Here is a 24355-nt window from a genome sequence, read left to right on the forward strand (position 1 = left end):
TGCAACGATGCAACGCGCGGACGCCGGTTTATCGGAGCCCTGCATTCCTGGTTGCACGCGGCGAGCGGATAGTGCATCAGCGCCTCGTTCGCGCCGTATCGGCGCGGGCGATCGCTAGCTATGCATGTGCATAGAGGTTTGTTCAGAACGGGACCGGAAAATGACGCAGTGCGTTTCCACACGCCCCTTGGGGCTTCGCGGCTAATCAGCGTTGATGCGCTGAAAGGGCCCGTCCTGCTGGCCAATGTGCCGGCTGTTTGACCCTGTTCTGGATTATTTTTCTTGGGCAATCATTCTTTTGGGGACATCGTCCCCGAAGGCGACGATGGTGCGCGCAGAGCGACCGTCACGCATTATTTTACTGCCGGCAGCTGGATTGAAGGCGCGGCAGTTCATCAACTGGCGGAAATTGCCAGTCTCCCCGGCATGATCTCGGTCGCCGGTTTCCCGGACCTGCACCCGGGCAAGTATGGCCCCGTCGGCATGGTCGCGCTTTCGCAGCGGCTCTACCCGCAGCTGATCGGCAACGATATCGGCTGCGGCATGTCATTCTTCGAGCTCTCCTTGCCGCTGCGCAAATTCAAGGTCGAAAAGGCGGCCGAGCAACTGCGCAGGCTGGAGCAGATCGATCTCGGCGACATGGCAACCCGCCTGGCGGAGCACGATCTTTCGCCTGACATGGGCCCGCAATCCCTTGGCACCATCGGCGGCGGCAACCACTTCTGTGAGCTGCAGGCCGTGGACGAAGTGTTCGAGGACGAGGCGGAAAGTGTGGCCGACCGGCAGAAGCTCTATCTTCTGGTCCACTCGGGCTCGCGTTCGCTGGGCGCCAATCTTTTCGGTCGCACGCTCGGCACAGAACACTTGCGGGACGGTCTGGCTGCCGGTTCGGCCGCCGCCGTTGAATGGCTCGCCGGAAGCGGCGAGTGCGTTCGATGGGCTTCGCTTAACCGGCGAATGGTGGCGGAGCGGGCAGCGCGGACGTTGCGCGCCGATCTGTCGCTGGTTGCCGATATCCCGCACAACCTGGTGCGGGCCACGGCGTCGGGCTTCCTGCACTATAAGGGCGCGGCCGCAATCGGTGAGGATGCCGTCGCGCCGGTCGCTGGATCGCGCGCAACGCGAAGCTTTCTGGTGCGCGCCCTGGCCGGTGCGGAGCGATCGCATTGGGGCATCTCGCACGGTGCGGGGAGGAAATATGACCGTAAGGCCATGCACGGCCGCGTGGGTGGCAATCGCTCCGAGCGTGATGCCTTGCGCATCAATGCCTGGGGTGGTCTCTCAATCTGCGAGGATCGCAACCTGCTGATCGAGGAGGCGGCCGGCGCCTACAAGGATGCCGCTAAGGTTGTCGCAGACCTCGAGGCGTTCGGGCTTATTCGACCGATCGCGGCGATGAAGCCGCTCGTCACCTACAAGAACGTGCAGCCGCAGGAACGGGTGCGCGAGAAAACGAAGTGGGAGCGGACGACGATAAGGAGGATGCGCCATGGGTGAAGTGACGCTCTTTCTGACCTCCGGCAACGGTCCGGTGGAATGTCGCATTGCCATGGCCGCGCTGATCGACATCTTGGGCAAGGAAGCGAAGGTCAACGGCTGCAGCTTTGACCTGGCCCTTGGCGGGCAACCGGATGCGTTCGGTCCAAAATCCGCAATCGTCACGATGGCAGGCGCTCGATCCGAAGATTTGGCAAGAGCCTATTGCGGGACGATTCGCTTTGTTTTCAAGAGCCCGGTTAGAAAAGGGCATTAACGACAGAACTGGTTTGTCGGTGTCCGGCAAGTGGATCTTTCCGGCGCGGGCGTCGTACCGACGATCGAGCTTGGGGATTTGCGCTTCGAAACCTTGCGGGCCGGCGGGCCCGGTGGCCAGCATCAAAACACTACCGATAGCGCCGTGCGGGCGACGCATGTCCCCACGGGCCACACGGTCGTTTGCCGAGAGGAGCGATCGCAGCATCGCAACAAGGCAACTGCAATTCGCAGGCTTCAAGCCATTCTGGATCTCATCGCCGCCGGGAACGAGCAGCAAGAAAAGACGGCCTTGTTCATGGCCAGCAAGGAGCTGGAGCGGGGTAACGCGGTCAAGACCTTCCGCCTGTAGCCTTCCTTGGCGACCCGGGCTTGTGCGCCCGGGTCGCCTTGATACGCTGATCGTCGAGCCGCGACATTACCGGTTGCTTCGGTTGAACGCCTCCGTCAGCGCATGATGACGACGGGGCGGTCCCAGCCCCACATCATCACGTCGTTCTGATAGCGGAAGGCGCGCGATTCAGCGCGCCGGTCGAGTTCGATGCGTTGCAGGCAGGTGGCAAAGGCGTCGGTGCCGCGGCGGAAACCGTAGGAGGCGCAGGTGTTGCCGTCGGCGATGCGCCGCTCTTCCGGTGTCATGGTCTGGCACGCCGTCAGCAGCAGGGCGGCTGCGACTAGGATCGTCAATCGGGTCGTCATGATGTTCGTGTCTCCTGGGTGCCGCCTTCGTATTCATTTCTCGAATCGCAATTAATATAGGGAGTTGCGCCGAAAATCGAAGCGGACCACGCCAATTCTGCGGCAGGCGCGCGGTCGCACGCAGGGGAGACGTAAAGCGTCCGATGTCGTCCTGAAAGTTGATTTTCTGAGGCTTGGCCCGACGTGATCAGCACGCCAGAACCGACACGTCAGCGCGTAGGTTTTTCGATTGAAGCCAGTTTAAACCGCCGCCGGCAGGCGGCGATCACATGCGTTCGAGCACGCCGACGAAGGACTCGGCGAAGCGCTCCAGGTCTCGCGTGCCATCGCCCGGGTGCTCGAGGCGGATGGTCGTGCCCTGCTCATCAAGGCAGGCAAACAGGATCGATGTTTCGCTGTCCTGCTCGCCATGCCGGAGCACGGCGATACTCAGGCAATCTTCGACCAGTTCCGAAGCAGGCAATGCAAACAGAAACTCGCCGCCGGCATTGTCGGCAACGGTCCGGACAAAACCAGGGAAATCGTCCTTGTTTCCGGAAAAGCCGTCGAGGGAGAGTTCGAGCTCGAGGAGCCCCATCGGAATTCCGCCGTCACGCGGGGGAAGAGGGGTAGGGGTGGCAATGGCCACGGCTGCCTGCGATGCGCCCATGTCGGTTCTCCGTCGATCGCCGCGTACTTTCACATGAAGCCGTGCGCGGCCGTTGCCTCCGATTGAAACTCCGCGCGCCTTGGGCGCGCGGGCACATTCCCATGTGTTGATAGGTGGTTAACGAGAATGGCGATTTTGCGGCGAAGCCTCAGGCATGGCCCGCGGCGCGGCGGCCGACTGGGCATTGCCTGTTTTCACGGCACGGGGCATGGTCTAAGAATGCGATCTGTTTCGCGGCAGGGGATTGATTCAACTACATGATGGTCCGGTACGAGCGTCCCTATTCCTATGCCGCCCAGTGGGCGCGTCGCTTCGCCCGTGTCTCCTTCGTGCTCTTCTTGCTTTCGCTGCTGGCGCACCGCTTCGGGCCACTGACGACACCGCATTTCCTGGCTCTTGTCGGCCTGTCCGGCATTTTCGCGCTGCTCGGCGTATTGCTTGCCGTCGTCGGTCTTGCACGCCTCTGGCAGGTCGCCGCGATCGGCGGCCTCGCGTCTGCTGCGGCTCTTGTCTATGCCGCGCCGGCGCTCGGTTTCATCGGCTTCGGCGTCGTGCAATATCTGACCCGCCCGGCGATCTACGATGTCAGCACCGACACGGTGACGCCGCCGCCATGGCTCAAGGTACCGCAGACCGAAGAGAGCTGGCTGAAACGCAAGGGCGCTGTGACGCCCGAGGACCGGGAAGCGCAGATCCTTGCCTATCCGGGCCTCACCGGCCGGCGCTACGATGGCGCACTCGACCGCGTTTACCAGGGCGTGCGCACTGTCATCGAACAGAACCGCGTCGGCATCACCGAGGAGCTTGGCGTCGAAAACGCCCGCGCCGATCTCGAGGATCTGACCGTACGGCCGAATGCCGGGGCGGAGACGACCGTCGAACCGGAGAACGTACCGGTGCCGGCGGCGCGGCCGGAACTCTCGCTCGAAGGGGCGATTGCGGGGCGCCGCGCCAGCGACGTCGTGCTCCAGGGCGAATGGCGCACGCTGATCGCCGGCTTCCGTTTCGATGTGTTGATCCGGCTGCGCGAAGAGGCCGAAACAACCTTCGTAGACCTGCGTGTCGCCTCCCGCTATGGCCCGCATGACCTCGGCATGGGCGCCGCCTTCGCTGATCAGTTCCTGCGGGCGCTCGATGCCGAGCTGCTCGGCATTGCCGGCGATTGATCGGCAGAGTACCGCCAGGAGACGTCAGTCGTTCACGGCGGCGCCGCGGCCATCGAATTGAGCGGTAGCTTTTCGGTCGAGGGCGGGCGCCCGCAACGACGTCGACTCATCGGCTGGTGCAAGCCAGCCGCGATAGCGCACGATCAAGCCGGTCAAGGGGCTTTCGACCTCCACATGGAAGTGAAACAGGCCGTCGCGATCTTCCTCGAACGTCCGACCGCCCGGCGCGAGCCGCAAGGGAAGCGGGAGGCCGAGGAAGGACCAGGCGCGAACCGAGAGGTGCAGTCGATCTTCTGCAGACTCCAAGGCACACAGGATGCGGAACGGTCCGAAATCCTCCGCCAGCAGTTGTTCGTTTCGCCTCTCTACCTTCTGCTGCGAACTGCGCAGGATCTTTTCGCCGAAGCGCCGGGTCCAGACCTCCCGACCGTTGCCGCATGCGAAGCGGATTTCGACCGGCACATCCGCACCGGCGCTGGGAAAGCCGAAGATAGAGGCGACAAGGCGGGCCCAGATCGATCCGCCTCGCTCGACGACCGCACGTCCGCGAAAGGTTGCGTGTCCTTCCGATCTATCATGCAGGGCTTGGATCGAGGCCGGCACGAGATCCCAATCGCGTCCGAGGATCCGCCGGTAGAGGCTCTGCTGTTGGACCACGATTTCCGTCGTCATGCGATGAAGCGGCCACGCTCCTCGGGCGTCGGCACCATGCAACTCTGACGGCGCCCGGCTATGCGATAGCGGTTTCTCGCCACGAGATCATAGAGTGGGTCGCGAAGGGCAGCGGGCAGGATACGGCAGACGTTCACCAGCGACCATGGCAGGCCGAGCCGCGCAAGCGTCCGCATCGAGCCGTCGGATTTGAAGCGGGCGACGCCGTCCTCGATCAGGATGTTGCTTTCGAAGCTGCTGGCGTCGAGGCCGTAGTGCCGATAGAGCGCCTGGCCAAGCGGCGACTGCGCCGTGAGATAGCGATATTGCGCTCGCCGGTCATGGCGAAGCAGGAAACGTACCCAGCCGGAACAGAAAATGCATTCGCCGTCGAAGACGATTACGGGATTGTCGTCGGCAAAGGCAGGCACCGCGGCATCGCTGCGATAGCTGTAGGCGACCCGCCGCATGGTCAGCCGGCTCCGCCAGGCGCCAGCCGGTAGGCGCCAAGGAGCGAGGGCGGCCCATCGGTCTCGACCCGCCCTTGCTCGATCAGGTCTTCCAGATGGGCAAGGACCGAAAGTGCCGCCGCCCCATGCAGCCGGACATCGGTCGAGGCATAGATGACCTTGACCATATCCGGGATATGGCTGTCGCCGGCGCGAATACGTTCGAGCACTGCGCGCTCGCGCATCTTGCGGTGGGCGCGCAAGCCCCGAAGAAACGAGGCGGGCTCGGTCACCGGCCCGCCGTGGCCGGGCAGGTAGAGGTGCTCGTCTCGGTAGAGCAGTTTTTCAAGCGAGGCCATGTAGTCCGCCATGGCCCCATCCGGCGGCGCGACGATCGTTGTCGCCCAAGCCATGACGTGATCGGCGGAAAAGAGGATACCGGTGCCGTCGAGTGCGAAGGCCATGTGGTTGGCCGTATGGCCGGGCGTCGTCAGCCCCGTCAGGCTCCAGCCATCGCCCTCGATCCGCCCGCCATCGGCAAGCACGAGATCGGGGGCGAACTCCATGTCCGAACTCTCGGCAAAAGGATTGGTCTCGCCCGTATGCAAGGGGCGGGCGGAGCGGTGCGGGCCTTCGCCCACGATCAGCGCACCGGTCGCAGCCTTCAGCCGGCGCGCAAGCGGCGAGTGGTCGCGATGCGTATGGCTGACGGCGATATGGGTGACCTCACGGCCGGCAAGGGCCGCCATCAGCGCCTGAAAATGCGCCTCGTCATCCGGGCCGGGGTCGATCACCGCAACGGAACGCTTTCCGACGATATAGCTGTTGGTGCCGTGGAAGGTGAAGGGGCCGGGATTGTTGACGGTGATGCGCTGCACATCGTCCGCAACCGTCACCGCCTCGCCATGGGCCGGCTTGAAATCGAGATCGAAGTCTGGCCCCTGCATGCGTCTCTTCCTGGCTTTCACTTGTACTCGATCTCGATGAACGACATCGGCTCGCTGCCGGCATTGACGACATTGTGCGACATGCCCGCCTCGCGGCGATAGGCCGCTCCCTTGGCGATATCGACACGGCGGCTGCCGCCTTCCTCCTCGAGCAGGAACTGGCAGTCGGTCATCGGCACGACGACATAGCCGAGACCGTGCACATGGTGGCCCGTATCGGCGCCGGGCTCGAAATCCCAGCGGGTAATACGCACCACCGCGTCATCGACGAGCACGCTCGGAACGGCAGGAGGGCGGGCGCGAAACTGGCTCATGATCTTCTCCATTTCGGCGGGACAATAGGAGGTGCGATGCAGGAAGGGAAGGGTGCAGGCGGCAGCGGCAGACGTTGTGTCGCGGTGTGCTCGCCGGCCTTTTGCACAGCTGATCGACAAATCCGCCGAAAAACCAACTTAGTGTCAACTTAGTGATTGTGACGGACGGCGAGCTTTGATAATCAGGCGCTCGATTTGGCGGGCTTGTTTTTCCGTCAGTCCAGTTGGGGCGTCGCCAAGCGGTAAGGCACCGGTTTTTGGTACCGGCATTCCCAGGTTCGAATCCTGGCGCCCCAGCCACATTCTTCCAATCGTCCGATCCCGAACGGCCAAACCCAGCTTTGGGCCGGGCCTCTACTTGCACTCTTGTCAAGTCACGCTGCAACTGACACGCTAGTTTCGGTGATTCCTACTTGTATGAGGGAGAAGATGGCTCACAAATTCGAAATCTACAAAGACAAGGCTGGTGAATACCGGGTTCGCTTCAAGTACAACAGCGAAGTGATGTTCTCGACCGAGGGCTACAAGACCAAGGCCAGCGCGCAGAACGCCATCGACTCGATCAAGAAGAACGGTCCCGACGCACCCGTCGAGGACAACAGCAGCAGCTGAGTTCGACATTCTTTCCATAGAAAAAGCCCGCCGATTTTCACCGGCGGGCTTTTTTGTTTCTTGGCGTTTAGCTTGCGGTTGCGGCCGGCTTGGTCTGCGCCGGCGCGCCCAGGAACTCTTCGCACCAGCTCGGGCCATCGGCACGCTTGCGGTCGCCGGCAATGCGGATCGAGCGGATGACATAGTCCGACGAGACGGTAAGCTGGACGGCGCAGCTCAGATATTCCGTGCGGGCCGACGCGATGCGCTTGCCGCGCTTGCCGTCCTTGGTGGTTTCGTACTGCGCCGGAACCTTGCGGGTCTTGTAGCCGCCCTTCCAGCTATAGACGGTGGAGCTGCCGCTTTCGACGTCGGAGATCGGCGGACCGTATTGAGCGAAAAAGCCGCCGGCCGGCTGGCCGAGCCAACGCGCTTCGACCGCGTTCTTGGAGATCCCCGTTCCGGTCGTCGTGCAGCCGGCAAGCACGAGCGCAAGGCCCGCCACCGTCATCATACGGAAGTTCATGTTTCTGTCCCTTTGGTTCTCGTTCTGAAATAGGCATGGCGCGGAAGCCCGTATCCCCTGGTTTTCCGCGCTTTCCGTTGTGCCTCTAGCGCCAAACCAGGCGAAAGGAAATCCACGCCGCGCCTTGCATTTCAGGAAAATATGAAGCGTTGCACAAAGTCCCTATCGGGCGCGCTTTCAGGCGCCGACGCCCCCGGAAAACGGCAATTTCCGCATGAGTTTTCCACCGTCACAAGTTTTTTGAAAAAGGCGCAAGGTTTTTCGAGATAGGCGCTTGTGAAATCAAAATGCCTGTTCTATAGAGGCGCCGCTGGTCACGGAGTGTAGCGCAGTCTGGTAGCGCACCACGTTCGGGACGTGGGGGTCGCAAGTTCGAATCTTGCCACTCCGACCAGCCAAATCAATCCTTTACCCGATCATTCCCTTGCATGCCGCTCGGCGCCGCACCGTATGCGCTTGCGCTTTGCGCGCCTGTTCCGGCGTCGATCTTTACGCCCACTCGTCCTCCATGTTAGCCGTTCGTCGCTCCCTCGAAGCCGTTGGTCGAATAGCCGTGCATTCGCACCCGGGTCGGCCTGTCTGCGCGAAGGCGAAGGTTCTAGGTTCCCGTCATTCGATCAATGACGACGAGGAACGGGAATGTCGATCAAGCATCTATTCATTGCAGCGGTTCTGCTTCTGGCCGGCCATTCGGTGGCGGCGGCGCAGAGCTGCGAGAAGAATTTCAAGGCTTCGGGCGTGCCGCTGGTGACGCCGGTCTTTTACAAGACCTGGCAGGAGTTTCCGAAGCTGAAGCCCGAGGCCGCCTTGCAGCGGATGGCACGGGGTGTCGCGGCGGAAGGATTTTCGGGAATCGAGATCAACAAGTCGCTCGGGACCATCGAGGCCTATCAGGATACCGCCGGCTCCGGACGGCTGCAGACGCTGCGCGTCGTTGCCCGCAAGCGCGGTTCAGGCACGCGGGTTGATGCGATGTTCGATATTCAGGTGGGGCAGGTGACCACCAAACAGGTGGTGCAGGAGGGGCTCTGCAATATCATCCGCTCCGCAGTCGAGTAGGGACCAGCGGGCGCAACGGACAGGCAGCAGCAGGAGAGCGTTTCCATTGTCGATATGGTAACGCTCCGTCCGCTTGTCAGCCCTGCCGTTCGAGCGCCTTTAGCGTCGATTGGGCCGCGGCCTGTGCTTGCAGCATCGACGTGAAATTGCCCTGGGCGGGATAGGTGACGCCGCGATACTTGATGACGAAGCACCATTTGCCGTTGACGCGTTTCTCGACCTTCACGGTGGTTTCCGGTTGCTTGTCCGTGCTCACCTTTTCGTCTCCCTGATTCGGTGCATCGTTGCGCGAAAGTCGTCCAGATACGCCGGAGAGGTCGGCTCTGTCCATCGATACCCCGCATACATGGGGCGCTGTGGCGGGGGAGAGGCCAGGGAAGAGCGCCTATGCCGGGCAGGAGCCTTGCTGCCGGGCCACGGTCAGGCGGACTGTCCCACAACGTCCAGGAACGGTGAAACAGCCCTATCGATCCTCATGATCGACGCGCCAACTTACGAATGCGGAGACGGATGAAAAGGTGCGATCTGTGCGATTTCGGGTCAAGGTGAAGCGATCGCCAGCCCCTGTCCTGTTTTGGGACGGTGGCGGCTTCAGGGCGTCGGAGAGCCTCCCGCAGGGAAGCGGATTCAACAGCGCCGGATCACTCATGCACCAGCAATGCGCGGCTTTATTGTTCACTTTGAAACGACGTGTTCACGGAATGATGTCTTATCAGAGTGAACAATCAGGGCGATATTTCCATCAACACTTGTTCTTGCCCGAGAGGCCCAGATGTTGAAGGAACCGATATTCACCTTTCGCGAGATCGCCATATGGACCGCCATACTTGGCAGCGTCGTAGGCTATCAGCTTTGGCAGCACGCCGAACCGGCGCCGTTGACGATGGTTCTCCCGGCGATCGAGCAGCAGCTTTGATGTTGAATGCCGGCAGGAGTTCACTCCTCCGGCATGCCGTTGCGCCTGGCCGCCTGCAGCAGGTCGATTTCGCCGGCGACCGGACCGAACTGGTTCTCCAGCCGCTCGGCTTCCTCCGCATCGAGCCGATATTTCCGGGCAAATGCTTCGATCGATACCATGCGCCCGCGAAAGCCTTTTTGCCTCGCATCCTCGCCTTGATGTTCCGTTTTCATGGTGCTTCTCCCATGCGCCAGGGACATAGGGCGACGGACTTCTTTGAAAAGGCCCAAATCGACCGGTAGCAACCGCGGTTTCAGCAACGAAAAAGGGGCCTTGGTCGGGCCCCTTTTTTGTGTGTGCTGCGGCTGTCGATCAGCCGTCGATATCGTCGATGATCTCGACCGCCTTGCCGGCGCTGACGCGTCGGATTTCGGCCTCCTCGCGGCGGCCCGCGAAGAGTTCGGTCGCCATCAGCTGGTCGGCGAGGTCCGCCGGCAGCGAGAGGATAACGCGGGCGTCTTCCGTGTGGATGCCGCCGAGTGCCGAGCGCTTGGCCGTGATCATGCCGCCAGCCACCGTGTTGTTGGTGTCCGGATCGATCAGGATGAAGGCGCCGGTGAAGCGGTTCTGCTCGTAGGTGTCGAAGATCGCCTGCTCGTCGAAGGCCAGATGCACCTTGCCGATGGCGTTCATCGGCAGCTGCTCGGCATGGTTCCACTTGCCGGTCTTAAGGTCGAGCTGGCTGGCAGGCTGGATCTGGACGCGCTGGCGGCGGCTGCCGCTCTTCAGCCAGTAGCGCTTGCCCGGCTGGATGCCTTCCGGCTGCAGGGCAACGAGCTGGGCATCGAAGGCAAGGCCGGTCAGCGGCTGGCTGTCGATGGCCACGATCATGTCGCCGCGCGACACGTCGACCTGGCGGTCGAGCACGAGCGTGATCGCGTCGCCGGCGACGGCGGCGTTGCGCACGAGGTCAAAGGTGACGATCTTGGTGACGTTGGCCACCATGCCGGAGGGCAGGATCACGACACTGTCGCCCGGCTTCACCGAGCCGCCGGCAACCGTGCCCTGATAGCCGCGGAAGCTTTCGCCGGGCCGCGAGACGCGCTGTACCGGCAGGCGGAAGCCGACGGTCTGGGCCGAACGGGTGGTTGCCAGTTCCAGCACCTCGATCAGCGTCGGGCCGTCATACCAGGGCATGGAAGCGCGGCCGTCGTAGACGACGTTCTCGCCCTTCAGAGCCGAGACGGGAATAGCTGTGACCTGGCGCACGCCAAGCGACAATGCCAGTTCCCGGAATTCGTGGTTGATCTCTTCGAAGCGGGCGCGATCGTAGTCGGTGAGGTCGATCTTGTTGACCGCCAGTACGAACTGCTTGATGCCCATCAGCGTTGCGATCGTCGCATGCCGGCGGGTCTGCTCGAGCAGGCCGACGCGGGCGTCGACCAGCAGCACGGCGAGGTCGGCGGTCGAGGCGCCCGTTGCCATGTTGCGGGTATATTGCTCGTGGCCGGGCGTGTCGGCGACGATGAAGGAGCGCTTGTCGGTCGAGAAATAGCGATAGGCGACATCAATGGTGATGCCCTGTTCGCGCTCGGCCTGCAGGCCGTCGAGGAGCAGCGCGAAGTCGGGCAGGCCGAGATCGTTCTGCTTGCCGTTGGAATCGCGCTGGAGCGTCGCGGCCTGGTCTTCCTTGACCGCCTTGGTGTCCCAGAGCAGGCGACCGATCAGCGTCGACTTGCCGTCATCGACAGAGCCGCAGGTAATCAGGCGAAGCGGGCGGCTGTCACGCGCGGCGCGCGCCGGCTCCTGCGCCGGAAAGGCCAGAACCTCGCCGGCAGCAACGTGCTCAACGGCATTCGCGGTTGCGGGAGCAGTCATCAGAAATATCCTTCGCGTTTTTTCTTTTCCATCGAGCCGGACTGGTCGCGGTCGATGGCGCGGCCCTGGCGTTCGGATACGGTCGCGGTTTCAAGTTCGGAGATGATGTCGTCGAGCGTCGTCGCGCTGGAGCGGATGGCGCCGGTCAGCGGGAAGCAGCCGAGGGTGCGGAAGCGGATCACTTCCTCGCGTTTGGTCTCACCCGGCAAGAGTTCGAGGCGCGGATCTTCGGCCAGGATCATCATGCCGTCGCGTTCGACGATCGGGCGCTTCTCAGCGAAGTAGAGCGGCACGATCGGAATCTCTTCTGCCTGGATGTAGCGCCAGATGTCGACTTCGGTCCAGTTGGAGAGCGGGAAGGCCCGCACGCTTTCGCCCTTGCGGATCATGCCGTTATAGACGTTCCAGAGTTCCGGGCGCTGGTTGCGCGGATCCCAGCGATGATCCGGCGTGCGGAACGAATAGATGCGTTCCTTGGCACGGCTTGCTTCCTCGTCGCGCCGCGCGCCGCCGAAAGCCGCATCGAACTGGCCGGCGTCGAGCGCCTGGCGCAGCGCCTCGGTCTTCATGATGTCGGTATAGAGCGCCGAACCGTGGCTGAAGGGCGTGACGTTCTCGGCTGCACCGCGCGGGTTGATGTGCTCGATCAGGTCGAGGTCGTAGCGCTCGACGATCTCGTTGCGAAACGCGATCATCTCGGCGAACTTCCAGCCGGTGTTGACGTGCAACAGCGGGAAGGGCACGCGGCCAGGATAGAAGGCCTTACGGGCGAGGTGCAGCAGCACCGAGGAGTCCTTGCCGATCGAATAGAGCATGACCGGGCGTTCGAACTCGGCGGCCACTTCGCGAAAGATGTGGATCGCTTCGTTCTCGAGTGCCTTCAGATGCGGATCGAGCGGCGGCTTGGCGCTCTGCGGATTGTGCAGTTCCGTTTCCGGATGGATATGGGGCATTTCAGTCTCCGGGAGGATTTGTCTTCAGACGAGCGCGCCAGCCTCAGGCGGCGCTGCTCGAATTCGGGATGATGGAACTGGCGGCAGCTTCCGGAACGTGCAGACCACATTCGCGCTTCTCGTCGTTTTCCCACCACCAGCGGCCGGCGCGCTCCGGCTCGCCGGGCTTGATGGCGCGGGTGCAGGGCTCGCAGCCGATCGACGGATAGCCGCGGGCGTGCAGCGGGTTGACCGGAACGGCATTGGCGGCGACGTAAGCACGGATGGTCTCGATGTCCCAGTCCGCCAGCGGGTTGATCTTGATGAGGCCACGTTCGGCATCAGCTTCCGCGAACGGGGTCGATGCGCGATTGCCCGACTGGCCCCGACGCAGGCCGGTGACCCAGAAGGTTACCCCTTGGAGTGCGCGCGCAAGCGGCTTCAGCTTGCGCACGTCACAACAGGCATGCCGGGCCTCGACGCTCTCGTAGAAGCCGTTGAGGCCATAGCGCGCCGCATAGGCGTCGATGTCGGCCTGTTCCGGATGGTAGCGCTTGATCAGGATCCCGTAGGTTTCTTCGGTTTTTTCGATAAGGGCGACCGTCTCGTTGAACAGGCGCCCGGTCTCCAGTGTCGCGACATTGATGGACAGCTTGTTCTCGCCGATGGCCGCGGTAATCACCTGATCCTCGATACCGAGCGAGGTCGTGAAGACGGCCTGCCCTTCAAGGCTTGCGACAAGCGCCAGCCGGCCGGCGAGATCCAGGCCTTCGAGCGTCTCGTTCAGTGCCTTGGCGGTGGTTTCGAGGGATGACGTGGTCATGGCTGCGTCCTGTTCCAACTTGGTCGGAATATCGCAGCCCAATGCGACAATGGACAGAAATAGCGGTTTCTAATGCTGTTTGTTTGGAGCAAATCTGCCTCTCAGAACGAAAGGCAGCGAAAAACCGAATATAGACTAGTAATTTACTAGATTTTATACTGTATGGCTACGACGGCAACCCTTGAAGAGGAGGCGCGAACCTTGCGGGCCCGCGCCTCCTGCCAAGGGGAGAGCCAGACCGTCAGAACGCTGCCCAGCCGGCCTCCTGTGCCTGCGGGGCACTGCGATAGGCCGTGGCGAGTTTGCGGCCCAAGGCGCGTGCGGGCGAAGGGGCAGCAATCTCGCTCGTCACGAGGCGTGGTGCCGCCGCTTGGCCGTTGCCCGTCTTGAAGCGCATCAGCAGATCGTTGAGCGCGCCGGCCTCGCGGGCGAGGCTATGGCTCGCGGCGGTCGATTGCTCCACCATTGCCGCGTTCTGCTGCGTTCCCTGATCGATCGCGTTTACCGCCGTATTGATCTGCTGGATGCCGGCGGCCTGTTCGCGGGCGCTTTCGACGATCGCCGTCACGTGGCTGCTGATCTCCTTGACCTCGGTGATGATGCTTTCGAGCGCCGTACCGGTCTCGCGCACCAGCGTGACGCCGGATTTGACCTGCTGGCCAGATGTGGCGATCAGCACCTTGATCTCCTTGGCGGCCTGCGCCGAGCGCTGGGCGAGCTCGCGCACCTCCTGGGCGACGACGGCAAAGCCCTTGCCGGCTTCGCCCGCGCGAGCCGCCTCGACGCCGGCATTCAGCGCCAGGAGGTTCGTCTGAAAGGCAATGTCGTCGATGACGCCGATGATGCTGGAGATCTCCCGCGACGAGGCTTCGATGCCACTCATCGCGGTGACGGCATTGCCGACGATCTCGCCGGACTTCTCTGCTGCACCGCGGGTGCGCGTCACCAAGGTGCCTGCCTCCTCCGCACGCCGGCTGGCATCCGCCACGGTGGTCGCGATCTGGTCCAGTGCAGCCGCCGTTTCCTCGACCGAAGCCGCCTGCTGTTCTGTGCGCTTGGAAAGGTCACCGGCCGCAGAGCGGATTTCGCTGGCGCCGGCATTGATGCTGCGGGCGTTCTCGCCGACCGAGCGCAGCGCATCTTCGAGATTGGTGACGGAGCTGTTGAAGTTCGTGCGTAGCGTGTCGAGCCGTTCGGCAAGCGGCGTGTCGATGCGATAGGTGAGGTCGCCTTCCGCCAGCCGGTCGAGACCGAAGCCGAGCGCATTGACCGCGGTCTGGATCTCGGCAGCTTCCTTGACCTTCTGCGCCTCGCGCTGCTCGCGCTCGCGTTCGGAAAGTGTTCGACCCGCCTCCGCTTCCTGCTCGAGCCGCTGGCGTTCGAGCGCATTGTCGCGGAAGACAGCGACGGCACCCGCCATCTGGCCGATCTCGTCACGGCGGCCTTCGCCGAAGATCGTGGCCTTGAGGTTGCCGGCTGCAAGCTGCCGCATGGCCTCGCACAGCTGCGTCAGCGGCCGAAAGAGACCGGCGGCCACGAACCAGACTGTTGCCCCAAGAAGCGCGATGGCAAAGGCGGCGATCATGACCTGCCAGCGTGTCAGGGTGTCCTTCTCCACCTTGGCCGCCTCCAGCTCCTGGTCGGCTTCCGCGAGCTGGAGCTTGACCAGGGCGCCGATCGGTTCGGCCAGCGGATCGATGGCCGCGTAAAGGCGGCTGTCGATAAACCGGCCGAACTCGGCGATGTCCTGTCGATCGATGATCTCGAGCATGTCCCTGACCGCCTGCTCGCTGCCGACGCGGGCTGCGTCGAAGGTCTTCGCAAGCTTCTTTTCCTCAGGCGTCAGTCTCGTTGCTTCATAGGCGCGCCATTGTTCGTCGATGGTGGCAAGCGCCGCGTTGATCTTCTCCTTGCCGTCAGCCCACCCAAGCGCGCCGCTTCGCATCTTGTGGGTCGTATCGACGATTTCGACGGCGTACATGTCGGCGACGGTATCGAGCTGCGCCACCGGCAACAGCCGGTCGGCGACGATCGATTCGGTGCGCTTGGAGATCGATGTCATCGCGTTGAAAGCCGTGACGATCATGACCAGCATGGCGACGGCGAGCAGGGACAAGCACACGAGCAGGCGTGCTTTGATTGTCATGAAAAACGCTCCTCGGTTGCCCGCAAGGCAAATCATCCTCGGCCGGTGACCGCGGACAAGGCCGCATGGTCATCGGGAAGCGAGCTCGCCTTGGCAGGGAGTAATGACGATGATGGGGATGGAGCACGCGTTACTACGCGGCGAAACTGCCCTCATGGCACGTTCGCCCAGCGTTCACTCCGTCTTATCTAGACATAACAACCGGAGATTAAGAATGGCTAAATTTTAAGGTGTTGAACAAAGCTCGCGCAACCCATGGTCATCGCAACCACAGGAGGCGGTTGGCGATGCTCAAGAAGTGTTGAAGACCACATCCTTTCGCAAATCGTTCTTCGGGTTCAAGCTGCCGCCTCTCCGAAACAGGCGAAGGAGCACGCACATGTTGAAAGCCATTTCACGCCGTGGCGTTGCAGCGGGTGTCCTGACGGCGCTTCTGGTCACCGGCGCCTATGCCCATCACGGATGGTCCTGGGCCGAGGCCGACCAAATCGAGCTCAAGGGCATCATCCGCGAAATATCGATGGCGCCGCCGCATCCGACCTTGCAGGTGGAAACGACCGCGGATGGCATGTGGCACGTCGAACTCGGCAATCCCCGGCAGACGGAGCGCTCCGGCTTTGTGGAGGGATCAGCCAAGGCCGGTGACGCCGTCGTCGTTCTCGGCAACCGCTCGCTCGACCCGAACGAAAAGCGCATGAAGGCGGTGCGCATCACGGTCTCCGGCAAGACCTATGACATCTATCCGGAACGCATCCGGGCCGGTGGATGAGTGGGGCGGAGCTTGTCGAATGGATCGCCGGCTGGCCGGTCGGCGCTGCGCTCAGGCGTTCGGCGCTTCTCTATCTCTTGGTCAATGCGGCCCACATTCTCGCGATCGGGCTGCTGATGGGCGCCATCGTGCCGTTGGATTTACGGTTGCTCGGTTTCTTCGGCAACACCTCACTTGAAGTGCTCGGACCGTTTCTGTCGCGTGCGGCGGCAGTTGGCTTAGCATTGGCGATCACCACTGGCTTATGCCTCTTCAGCGTGCGCCCGGCGGCCTATGTCACGAATGCTGCCTTTCTCGCAAAGATCGCTCTGCTGGGGATCGGTGCCGTCAACGCTGTCAGTGTGCATATGGGCGGCGCCTGGCGGGCCGCCGTAAATGGCGGCCCGGTCTCATGGCGTCTTCGCATCCCGGCAGCCGTCTCGCTGACGGTGTGGCCGGCAGCGCTCCTGGCTGGGCGCTGGATCGGCTTTCTCTGATGCTGGTTCTATCGGTCGTTGGCCGTTTTCCACGCGGGGAGGGCTGGCTCCTGCTTGAGCGCTCTGCCGCGCACGAACTGCAGCGTCGCTTCGGCCACCCGTTGCCCGAGATGCGTTGCGGTGGCGAGATCGGATTGCGGCGGCGCAAGATCGGCCCCCTGGTCGACATTCGACTGCGCCCCAGCACCCAGCCAGAAGCCTAACCGGTTGAGATCGTCAGAAGATCCTGTGGTCGAGTGGTTGGCCGGCGGCAGATCGAGGTTGATCCAGTGCATGCCGTGCTGGGCAGCAAAGAGTGCAAGTTGCATCAGCGTCGCGAGCTTGTCGCCGGAAGCGGTTCCCGAATTGGTGAAGCCAGCGGCGATCTTGTCTTTCCAGAGATAGCCTTTGGCCATCACCGCGTTCGAACTTGCCTCCTGGAAAGATTTGAACGCGGCTGATGGACCCCCGACATAGGTTGGCGTGCCGAAGATGATCGCCTCAGCCGAGAGCAGATCGTTCCACCGGTCCGGTGCTTCGTCGACGGTCAAGAGCAGGCATTGCGTGCCGTCGACCCGCTCGATTCCGGCTTTGACGGCTTCCGCCTGACGTGCGGTGTGGCCGTAGCCGCTGTGATAGATAACGGCGATGCATATGTTGCTCATGGTTTGGTCTCCATTGGTTTTGGGTGATGGATCTGCAGCGCGCGAGCGAAGACGCGCGCCGGCGGCGCGTTGCACGTTGAAGGCAACGCTGGTCAGGATCGGTTGATGGGGCGGTGGGCTCTACAGTGCCGCGCTTCTTATGAGACGCGCAAAGGTCGCTGTAGCACTTTGCCTTGCTGCAAGTTTTTGTCCTTAAATCGGCTACGATTTAAGGAAACATGCAGTAGCGACCGCGTGCGATCGTCAGGACGCAGTCACTGTCGTTCAATGAATGGCGTGACCATCGAACTGCCTCAGCGTCTCCGGGAGATGTTTGAGCTTCTCCGGATTGCGCGTGACATAGATGGCGGTGATCCGGTCCTGTTCGATCTCAAGGGCGGTTGTCTGCAGGATCTCACCGTCTTCGATGGTGATGAAACCGGGTAGCCCGTTGATGAAGTCGTAGCGCACGAGCCGCGACATCGTCTCCGCAAAGATCAGCGCCAGCGACGCGTGGAGTTTCATGACCTTGTCGAAGCCCATGATTGGCCATCTCGGCGCCACTGTCTTGCCGCCGCCGTCGGCATAGACGATCGCCTCCGTTGCGAGCAGCGAGCGAAGCTGCTGCATGTCGCCGCTGCGCGAAGCCGCGAAGAAAGCGCAGGCGATTTCGAGGCCTTGTTCCCGGGGCATGACAAAGCGGCGACGAGCGCTGCGGATATTGACGCGGGCGCGGCTGGCAAGTTGACGGCAGGTCGCCGGTTTGCGGCTGAGCGTCTCGCCGATTTCATCGAAGCTGACGCCGAAGACATCGTGCAATAGAAACGCGGCCCGTTCGAGCGGCGACAGGCGCTCCAGCGCCATCATCAGTGGCAAGGTGATGTCGTCGAGGTCGTCGTTTTCCTCGAGGACCGGTTCCGGCAGCCATGGTCCGACATAGGTCTCGCGTCGGTGCCGCGCCGACTTCAACTGATCGAGGCAAAGTCGCGTCACGATGCGGCGCAGGAAGGCTGACGAATCCTTGACGGCGGTGCGGTCGGCGTCGAGCCAGCGCAGGAATGCCTCCTGGACGACATCCTCGGCTTCGCTGACCGAACCCAGCATCCGATAGGCGATGCGGATCAGTCGGGGACGCAGCGGCTCGAAGGTCGTTCTGACGTCTTCGTCGGTCATCACGCCCCCCATCGCCGTTCGGGGCAATCGGCTATGGCATGGCCGGCAGGCACGAGGAGCCATGATGGCATTGCCGCTGGAGTAACGGCAAGCAGGTCCAGCCTCGGTGTCATGTTCGTCTCCTTCTTCTCGGGCACTCGAGAAGATAGGACGAGATAGCGTCGGCGAACGTGACATGCCGCAGACATTGCGGCTGTCGAATGCGAGGAAAACGTGCCGCCTAGAGCATCCCGCTTTCAAGTGGAATCACTGAAAGCGGATAAGATGCTCTAGAATCAAAGTGCTAGAGCGCCGTGCGTTCGTCTGAACGCACGGCGCTCTGGTGCACGCGATCCTTATCGGTCGCTGACCTCCCAGCGCGGGTTGATCCACGGCTCCTGGTTGGAGCGCGCCAGCGGCTGCTTGCCGAGAATGTGGTCGGCTGCCTTCTCGCCGGTCATGATCGACGGGCTGTTGAGGTTGCCGTAGGTCACATGCGGGAAGATCGAGCTGTCGGCGACGCGCAGGCCATCGACGCCGATGACGCGGGTTTCCGGATCGACAACCGCCATCGGATCGTCCTTGGCGCCCATCTTGCAGGTGCCGCAAGGGTGATAGGCGCTTTCCAGGTGCTCGCGCAGAAATTCGTCGATCTGCTCGTCCGACTGCACCTTCTCGCCCGGCTGGATCTCCGGACCGCGATAGTGGTCGAAAGCCTTCTGGCCGAAGATCTCGCGGGTGAGGCGCACGCAGTGGCGGAACTTCTCCCAGTCCTCCGGGTGGCTCATATAATTGAAGCGGATGACAGGATCGGCCATCGGATCGGAGGAGCGCAGCGTGACGTTGCCGCGCGACTTGGAAAGATTGTAGCCGACATGCACCTGGAAGCCGTGCGTGTTGGCGGCCGCCTTGCCGTCGTAGCTGATCGCCACCGGCAGGAAGTGGTACTGGATATCCGGCTGCTTGACGCCGGGTGCGGAGCGCAGGAAGGCGCAGGCCTCGAACTGGTTGGAGATGCCGAGGCCCTTCTTGAAGAACAGCCATTGCGCGCCGGCAACGCCCTGCCAGAACCACGGCAGCCAGGAATAGAGCGACACAGGCTTGGTCGAAATCTGCTGGAAATAGAACTCCATGTGGTCCTGCAGGTTCTGGCCGACGCCGGGCCGGTCGACCTTCACCTCGATACCCATGTCCTTGAGGTGCTGTGCTGGACCAATGCCCGAGAGCATCAGCAGTTTCGGCGAATTGAACGACGAGGCCGAGACGATCACCTCACGGTTCGCCTTGACGATCTCGATCTTGCCGCCGCGCTCGATCTCGACCCCGGTCGCCCGGCCGTTCTCGATGATGATCCGGCGGGCGAAGCAGCGCACGAGCGAGACGTTTTGCCGTTTCATTGCCGGCTTCAGGTAGGCGTTCGCCGCCGACCAGCGCCGTCCCTGCCAGACGGTCTGCTCCATCAGCCCGAAGCCTTCCTGCTTCGAGCCGTTGTAATCGTCGGTGAGTTCGAAGCCGGCCTGTTGGCCCGCTTCGATGAAGGCGTGGAACAGCGGGTTGTGGACCGGGCCGCGCTTGACGTGCAGCGGCCCGTCGGTGCCGCGCCAGCCCGCTTCGCCGCCATGCGAATTTTCCATGCGCTTGAAATAGGGAAGCACGTCCGCATAGGCCCAGCCGCGTGCGCCGAGCTCGTCCCAGCGGTTGTAGTCTTCCGCATGGCCGCGCACATAGACGAGACCGTTGATCGAGGAGGAGCCGCCGATCACCTTGCCCCGCGGCGCGGTGATGCGCCGGTTGTTGAGATTCGGTTCCGGTTCGGAGAGATAGCCCCAGTTGTAGCGCTTCATGCTCATCGGCCAGGCAAGGGCCGCCGGCATCTGGATGAAGGGGCCGATATCCGAGCCGCCATATTCCAGCACCAGCACCGTGTTCTTGCCGTCTTCGGACAAGCGGTAGGCGAGCGCCGAACCGGCGGAGCCGGAGCCGATGATGATGTAATCTGCCTGCATAAGCGTGGTCTTTCTTCTAGCGTCTCGCGTTCGACCTATCTGGCGCTTTCACCCCTCATTCCTGTGCGTGTCACAGGAATCCAGCCAAGCGACGTCTGTCGCTTGAAGACTCTTGTGCGCCACAGACGTGGCGCTGCTGGATCCCCGGAACTCGCTTCGCTCGCCCGAGGATGAGGGAGGTGGAGCCGCCTCTCGATGGAGGCCCCAATTCTCAATACGGCGCCTGTACCGGCCCCATGCCGACATAGACGGTCTTCAATTCGCTGTAGTGGTTGAGCGCGGCGACCGAATTCTCGCGGCCGAAGCCGGACTGCTTCGAGCCGCCGAACGGGATCTCCACCGGGCAAAGGTTGTAGGTGTTGATCCACAGCGTCCCGGCCTCGAGCTGATCGACGACGCGGTGCGCGCGGGTGATGTCGGCGGTGAAGACGCCGGCCGAAAGGCCGAATTCGGTCGCATTGGCCCGCGCGATCACCTCGGCCTCGTCGTCGAAATCGAGCACGCACATGACCGGCCCGAAGATCTCTTCGCGGGCGATCGTCATGTCGTCGGTGACGTCGGCAAAAACCGTCGGCTGGATGTAGGTGCCTTCTGCGTTGACGGCATTCGGAATGCCGCCGCCGGTCAGGAGCCGTGCGCCCTCCGCCTTGCCCTTCTCGATATAGGAAAAGACCTTGTCGCGCTGCGGCATCGATACCATTGGGCCGAGCTGCGTCGCCTCGTCCATCGGGTCGCCGATGACGATCGCCTCGGTGCGGGCCTTCAGCCGGGTGAGGAACTGTTCCTTGATGCCTTTCTGCACGAAAACGCGGGTGCCGTTGGAGCAGACCTGGCCGGTCGAATAGAAATTGCCGAGCATGGCGCCGCCGATGGCGCTTTCGAGATCGGCATCGTCGAAGACGATCAGCGGCGACTTGCCGCCGAGCTCCATGGTGACGTGCTTGAGTTCGGCTGCGGCCGCACCGGCTACCTTCTTGCCTGTCGGCACGGAGCCGGTCAGCGACACCTTGGCGACGTCAGGATGGTTGACGAGCAACGGACCGGTGGTGCGATCCCCCTGGATGACGTTGTAGAGGCCCTTCGGCAGGCCGGCCTCGACCAGGATCTCGGCGATCTTCAGCGCGCCGAGCGGCGTGTTCTCCGACGGCTTGAAGACCATGGCATTGCCGGCGGCAAGCGCCGGCGCACCCTTCCAGCAGGCGATCTGCTGCGGATAGTTCCAGGCGCCGATACCCACGCAGACGCCGAGCGGCACGCGCTTGGTATAGGCAAAATCGCCGCCGAGCGGGATGTAGTCGCCGTTGAGCGCCGTGGCGATGACGCCACCGAAGAATTCGAAACTGTCGGCACCGGACGTCGGATCGGCGACGATCGTCTCTTGGATCGGCTTGCCGGTATCGAGCGTCTCGAGCTCCGAGAGCTCGCGGTTGCGCTCGCGCATGATCTCGGCAGCGCGCTTCAAAATACGGCCACGGGCCGTCGGGCTCATCGCCGCCCATTCCGGTTGAGCGCGCTTGGCGGCTGCAATCGCCTTTTCGACGATCGCCGGCGTTGCCGCATGCAGCCGGGCGATCACTTCGCCGGTCGCCGGATAGATGCTCTCGATGACGGTGCCTTCGATGTCCTCGACATATTCGCCGTCGATGAAGTGCGAGGCTTGCGGTTGGGCTTTCATGTCATTCTCCCCGCGGATAGCGTTTGGATTCCTCGAGATTGTCGAGGTTCATATGGTTGCGCATGTAGCGCTCGGATGCTTTCTGCAGCGGCTGGTGATCCCAGGGGTAGTAGGCACCGTTGCGGAGCGCCTCGTAGACCACCCAGCGCCGCGCCTGGCTTTCGCGCACGGCCGCGTCGAAAGCCTCCATGTCCCAATGGGCGGCGCACATCTCGCGGAAGGCCTGCAGCGTTGCCGCCTGCACCTGCGTTTCCGGATGGGCCGCCAGATTCTTCAGTTCCAGCGGGTCGGCGTCGAGATCGTAGAGCTGATCCGGATCGAGCGCGCAGTGGATGTATTTCCACTTGCCCTCGCGGATGGCGACGAGCGGGGCGTAAGAAGCTTCCGCTGCATATTCCATCAGCACCGGCTCGCTGCGCTCCTCACCTTTGATCATGGGCACGAGACTCATGCCGTCGGTCCACGGCTTCACCTCGTCCATCGAAATACCGGCGAGATCGGCAAGCGTCGGCGTCACGTCGAGATTGGAGGTCGGGGCCAAGTGCAGACCCGGCGTCACACCGGGGCCTGCGACCATCAGCGGCACGCGGGCTGAACCTTCGAAGAAATTCATCTTGAACCACAGGCCGCGCTCGCCGAGCATGTCGCCGTGATCCGAGCAGAAAAGGATCAGCGTGTCGTCGAGCATGCGGGTGCGCGTCAGCGTGTCGATGAGCTCTCCGACCTTCTCGTCGAGATAGGAGATATTGGCGAAGTAGGCCTGGCGCGACCGGCGGATATTGTCTTCCGTCAGGTCGAAATTGACATAGTCGCAGGAATGCATGATGCGCTTGGAATGCGGGTCCTGCTGGTCCTCCGCCAGCATGCCGATCTCGGGCAGCAGATGCTCGCAATCCTCGTAGAGATCCCAGAATTTCTTGCGCGCCACATAGGGGTCGTGCGGGTGGGTGAAGGAGACGGTCAGGCACCAGGGACGGCGTGTCGCGTCGTCGTTTTCGCGCGAGAGCTGATAGAGCTTCTGATTGGCGAGGAAGGCGACCTCGTCGTCATATTCCATCTGGTTGGTGATCTCGGCGACGCCGGCGCCCGTGACAGAGCCGAGATTGTGGTACCACCAGTCGATGCGCTCGCCGGGCTTGCGATAATCGGGCGTCCAGCCGAAATCGGCCGGGTAGATGTCGGTCGTCAGCCGCTCCTCGAAGCCGTGCAGCTGGTCCGGCCCGACGAAATGCATCTTGCCCGACAGAGCCGTGTAGTAGCCGGCGCGGCGCAGATGATGCGCATAGGTCGGGATCGAGGACTGGTACTCGGCAGCGTTGTCGTAGACGCGGGTGCGGCTCGGCAATTGCCCGGCCATGAACGAGGCGCGGGCAGGGGCGCAGAGCGGCGACGAGGTGTAGTTGTTGCGGAAGCGGGCCGAGCGCGCGGCGAGCGCTTTCAGGTTCGGCGCATGCAGGAACGCGGCCGGTCCGTCCGGAAAGAGCTTTCCGTTCAGCTGGTCGACCATGATGATCAGGATGTTCGATCTTGCTGTCATGCGGCCGTTCCCTGGTATTTGAGCCGATCGATGTGCGAGCTGACGTAGTCTTCCGTGAGCGCGATCGATGCTTCGATGCTGATCGGCGCGGAGCGCAGACTCTGGCGGATATAAAGCCCGTCGATCATCGCAGCAGCGCCTTCAGCGATGCGTTCCGCGTCATCGTCGGCACAAAGGGCCTTGAGGCTCGCCATGAGGTTGGAGCGCAGGCGCCGGGCATAGACGACGAGCAGCCGCCGCACCTCCTCAGACCGTTGCGCCTCCGAATAGAAGGCGAGCCATGCGGCAATCGTATCTGGGGCGAACTGGCTTGCCTGGAAGGAGACGCGGATCAAGGCGCTCAGCCTTTCGCGTGGGCCTGCCACCGTGCGAAGCGCCGTCACCGTGTCGTCGCGCAACTGCCGTAGAAGGCTGCGGATCGTCTCGATCAGCAATTGTTCCTTGCTGCCGAAATAGTGGTGGGCAAGGGCAGGGGAGACGCCGGCGTGGCGGGCGATCTCGGACATGGTGACGGTCAGCGTGCCCTGGTCGCCGATCACGCGAAGTGCTGCGTCCACCAGCGCCTTGCGGCGCACTGGCTCCATTCCGACCTTTGGCATCCGTCTCTCCCTTGACGGAGGTCAGTTTATTTTTGATT

28 protein-coding genes and 2 tRNA genes are annotated in these 24355 nt (G+C 62.7%); 11 read left to right on the plus strand and 19 right to left on the minus strand.

Annotated features, from left to right (window positions below):
• The first annotated feature begins 282 nt into the window (after window positions 1-282).
• From IB265_RS04405 to IB265_RS36600, 3 genes are read left to right on the plus strand one after another with little or no spacing between them, the layout of a single operon-like run.
• Window positions 283-1497 carry an RNA ligase RtcB family protein gene (locus IB265_RS04405; protein WP_210334385.1) on the plus strand — a complete coding sequence of 405 codons (1215 nt, stop codon included), beginning with the start codon at window positions 283-285 and terminating at the stop codon, window positions 1495-1497.
• A complete protein-coding gene (locus tag IB265_RS36595) occupies window positions 1490-1753 on the plus strand; it encodes a hypothetical protein (protein ID WP_244495598.1) in 264 nt (87 codons plus the stop codon). The genes IB265_RS04405 and IB265_RS36595 overlap by 8 nt, the downstream gene beginning before the upstream one ends.
• Window positions 1754-1783: 30 nt before the next feature.
• Window positions 1784-2104, plus strand: coding sequence for a peptide chain release factor-like protein (locus IB265_RS36600; protein WP_244495597.1), 321 nt, complete (start codon window positions 1784-1786; stop codon window positions 2102-2104).
• A 95-nt stretch (window positions 2105-2199) separates the two neighbouring features.
• Here the strand turns inward: IB265_RS36600 and IB265_RS04415 are convergent, their stop codons facing one another.
• A complete protein-coding gene (locus tag IB265_RS04415; protein ID WP_057250618.1) occupies window positions 2200-2451 on the minus strand; it encodes a hypothetical protein in 252 nt (83 codons plus the stop codon).
• Between the two features lie 265 nt (window positions 2452-2716).
• Window positions 2717-3100 (minus strand): hypothetical protein, encoded by a 384-nt coding sequence (locus IB265_RS04420; protein ID WP_057250616.1) that lies wholly within the window; start codon window positions 3098-3100, stop codon window positions 2717-2719.
• Window positions 3101-3357: 257 nt separating this feature from the next.
• Between IB265_RS04420 and IB265_RS04425 the strand changes: the two genes are divergently transcribed.
• A complete protein-coding gene (locus IB265_RS04425; RefSeq protein ID WP_057250614.1) occupies window positions 3358-4266 on the plus strand; it encodes a DUF1499 domain-containing protein in 909 nt (302 codons plus the stop codon).
• A 24-nt stretch (window positions 4267-4290) separates the two neighbouring features.
• Here the strand turns inward: IB265_RS04425 and IB265_RS04430 are convergent, their stop codons facing one another.
• From IB265_RS04430 to IB265_RS04445, 4 genes are read right to left on the minus strand one after another with little or no spacing between them, the layout of a single operon-like run.
• Window positions 4291-4938: a DUF4166 domain-containing protein gene (locus IB265_RS04430; RefSeq protein ID WP_057250612.1), complete on the minus strand. Its 648-nt coding sequence runs from the start codon at window positions 4936-4938 to the stop codon at window positions 4291-4293.
• Window positions 4935-5387: a thiol-disulfide oxidoreductase DCC family protein gene (locus tag IB265_RS04435; protein WP_057250610.1), complete on the minus strand. Its 453-nt coding sequence runs from the start codon at window positions 5385-5387 to the stop codon at window positions 4935-4937. Before IB265_RS04435 ends, IB265_RS04430 begins: the two co-directional genes overlap by 4 nt.
• A gap of 2 nt (window positions 5388-5389) precedes the next feature.
• On the minus strand, window positions 5390-6313 hold the full coding sequence (locus tag IB265_RS04440) for an MBL fold metallo-hydrolase (RefSeq protein ID WP_057250608.1): 924 nt from the start codon (window positions 6311-6313) through the stop codon (window positions 5390-5392).
• A 17-nt stretch (window positions 6314-6330) separates the two neighbouring features.
• On the minus strand, window positions 6331-6627 hold the full coding sequence (locus IB265_RS04445; protein ID WP_057250606.1) for a cupin domain-containing protein: 297 nt from the start codon (window positions 6625-6627) through the stop codon (window positions 6331-6333).
• Window positions 6628-6852: 225 nt separating this feature from the next.
• Between IB265_RS04445 and IB265_RS04450 the strand changes: the two genes are divergently transcribed.
• A tRNA-Gln gene (locus tag IB265_RS04450) sits at window positions 6853-6927 on the plus strand.
• Between the two features lie 129 nt (window positions 6928-7056).
• Window positions 7057-7239, plus strand: a complete 183-nt coding sequence (locus IB265_RS04455) for a YegP family protein (RefSeq protein ID WP_057250604.1) — start codon at window positions 7057-7059, stop codon at window positions 7237-7239.
• Window positions 7240-7306: 67 nt separating this feature from the next.
• On the opposite strand, the gene IB265_RS04460 is transcribed toward IB265_RS04455, so the two are convergent.
• The gene (locus IB265_RS04460) at window positions 7307-7744 is read right to left on the minus strand and encodes a hypothetical protein (RefSeq protein ID WP_057250603.1); all 438 of its coding nucleotides are present in this window, start codon (window positions 7742-7744) and stop codon (window positions 7307-7309) included.
• 317 nt (window positions 7745-8061) lie between these two features.
• Here IB265_RS04460 and IB265_RS04465 point away from each other — a divergent pair.
• Together IB265_RS04465 and IB265_RS04470 are read left to right on the plus strand one after the other, a co-directional pair.
• Window positions 8062-8138: transfer RNA gene (locus IB265_RS04465), tRNA-Pro, on the plus strand.
• Window positions 8139-8383: 245 nt separating this feature from the next.
• A complete protein-coding gene (locus IB265_RS04470; RefSeq protein ID WP_210334386.1) occupies window positions 8384-8803 on the plus strand; it encodes a hypothetical protein in 420 nt (139 codons plus the stop codon).
• Between the two features lie 76 nt (window positions 8804-8879).
• On the opposite strand, the gene IB265_RS04475 is transcribed toward IB265_RS04470, so the two are convergent.
• A complete protein-coding gene (locus IB265_RS04475) occupies window positions 8880-9059 on the minus strand; it encodes a hypothetical protein (protein ID WP_057251083.1) in 180 nt (59 codons plus the stop codon).
• 516 nt (window positions 9060-9575) lie between these two features.
• On the opposite strand from IB265_RS04475, the gene IB265_RS04480 reads away from it, so the two are divergent.
• On the plus strand, window positions 9576-9719 hold the full coding sequence (locus tag IB265_RS04480) for a hypothetical protein (RefSeq protein WP_093232085.1): 144 nt from the start codon (window positions 9576-9578) through the stop codon (window positions 9717-9719).
• A gap of 20 nt (window positions 9720-9739) precedes the next feature.
• On the opposite strand, the gene IB265_RS04485 is transcribed toward IB265_RS04480, so the two are convergent.
• The 5 genes from IB265_RS04485 to IB265_RS04505 all read right to left on the minus strand — a co-directional run bounded on the left by IB265_RS04485 (window position 9740) and on the right by IB265_RS04505 (window position 15480).
• Complete coding sequence (locus tag IB265_RS04485; protein WP_057250601.1) at window positions 9740-9934, minus strand: hypothetical protein; 195 nt, start codon at window positions 9932-9934, stop codon at window positions 9740-9742.
• Window positions 9935-10073: 139 nt separating this feature from the next.
• The gene (gene cysN / locus IB265_RS04490; protein WP_057250599.1) at window positions 10074-11579 is read right to left on the minus strand and encodes a sulfate adenylyltransferase subunit CysN; all 1506 of its coding nucleotides are present in this window, start codon (window positions 11577-11579) and stop codon (window positions 10074-10076) included.
• On the minus strand, window positions 11579-12532 hold the full coding sequence (gene cysD, locus IB265_RS04495; RefSeq protein ID WP_057250597.1) for a sulfate adenylyltransferase subunit CysD: 954 nt from the start codon (window positions 12530-12532) through the stop codon (window positions 11579-11581). Before cysD ends, cysN begins: the two co-directional genes overlap by 1 nt.
• A gap of 43 nt (window positions 12533-12575) precedes the next feature.
• Window positions 12576-13334, minus strand: coding sequence for a phosphoadenylyl-sulfate reductase (locus IB265_RS04500; protein WP_057250595.1), 759 nt, complete (start codon window positions 13332-13334; stop codon window positions 12576-12578).
• A 241-nt stretch (window positions 13335-13575) separates the two neighbouring features.
• Window positions 13576-15480, minus strand: a complete 1905-nt coding sequence (locus tag IB265_RS04505) for a methyl-accepting chemotaxis protein (RefSeq protein ID WP_057250591.1) — start codon at window positions 15478-15480, stop codon at window positions 13576-13578.
• Window positions 15481-15859: 379 nt separating this feature from the next.
• Between IB265_RS04505 and IB265_RS04510 the strand changes: the two genes are divergently transcribed.
• The gene (locus tag IB265_RS04510) at window positions 15860-16249 is read left to right on the plus strand and encodes a DUF6152 family protein (RefSeq protein WP_057250589.1); all 390 of its coding nucleotides are present in this window, start codon (window positions 15860-15862) and stop codon (window positions 16247-16249) included.
• The gene (locus tag IB265_RS04515) at window positions 16246-16725 is read left to right on the plus strand and encodes a hypothetical protein (RefSeq protein WP_057250587.1); all 480 of its coding nucleotides are present in this window, start codon (window positions 16246-16248) and stop codon (window positions 16723-16725) included. The genes IB265_RS04510 and IB265_RS04515 overlap by 4 nt, the downstream gene beginning before the upstream one ends.
• An 8-nt stretch (window positions 16726-16733) precedes the next feature.
• On the opposite strand, the gene IB265_RS04520 is transcribed toward IB265_RS04515, so the two are convergent.
• The 6 genes from IB265_RS04520 to betI form a co-directional block, all read right to left on the minus strand.
• Entirely contained in the window at window positions 16734-17369 is a 636-nt protein-coding gene (locus tag IB265_RS04520) for a flavodoxin family protein (protein ID WP_057250584.1), read from the minus strand.
• Between the two features lie 264 nt (window positions 17370-17633).
• Window positions 17634-18521 carry a sigma-70 family RNA polymerase sigma factor gene (locus IB265_RS04525; RefSeq protein WP_082615822.1) on the minus strand — a complete coding sequence of 296 codons (888 nt, stop codon included), beginning with the start codon at window positions 18519-18521 and terminating at the stop codon, window positions 17634-17636.
• A gap of 335 nt (window positions 18522-18856) precedes the next feature.
• The gene (betA, locus tag IB265_RS04530) at window positions 18857-20506 is read right to left on the minus strand and encodes a choline dehydrogenase (RefSeq protein WP_057250580.1); all 1650 of its coding nucleotides are present in this window, start codon (window positions 20504-20506) and stop codon (window positions 18857-18859) included.
• A 211-nt stretch (window positions 20507-20717) separates the two neighbouring features.
• The gene (gene betB, locus IB265_RS04535) at window positions 20718-22181 is read right to left on the minus strand and encodes a betaine-aldehyde dehydrogenase (protein WP_057250578.1); all 1464 of its coding nucleotides are present in this window, start codon (window positions 22179-22181) and stop codon (window positions 20718-20720) included.
• A 1-nt stretch (window position 22182) separates the two neighbouring features.
• Window positions 22183-23718: a choline-sulfatase gene (betC, locus tag IB265_RS04540; RefSeq protein ID WP_057250576.1), complete on the minus strand. Its 1536-nt coding sequence runs from the start codon at window positions 23716-23718 to the stop codon at window positions 22183-22185.
• A complete protein-coding gene (gene betI, locus IB265_RS04545) occupies window positions 23715-24317 on the minus strand; it encodes a transcriptional regulator BetI (RefSeq protein ID WP_057250573.1) in 603 nt (200 codons plus the stop codon). The genes betC and betI overlap by 4 nt, the downstream gene beginning before the upstream one ends.
• Window positions 24318-24355: the final 38 nt, after the last annotated feature.

The organism is Ensifer sp. ENS10, assembly GCF_014852025.1.
Lineage (GTDB): Bacteria > Pseudomonadota > Alphaproteobacteria > Rhizobiales > Rhizobiaceae > Ensifer.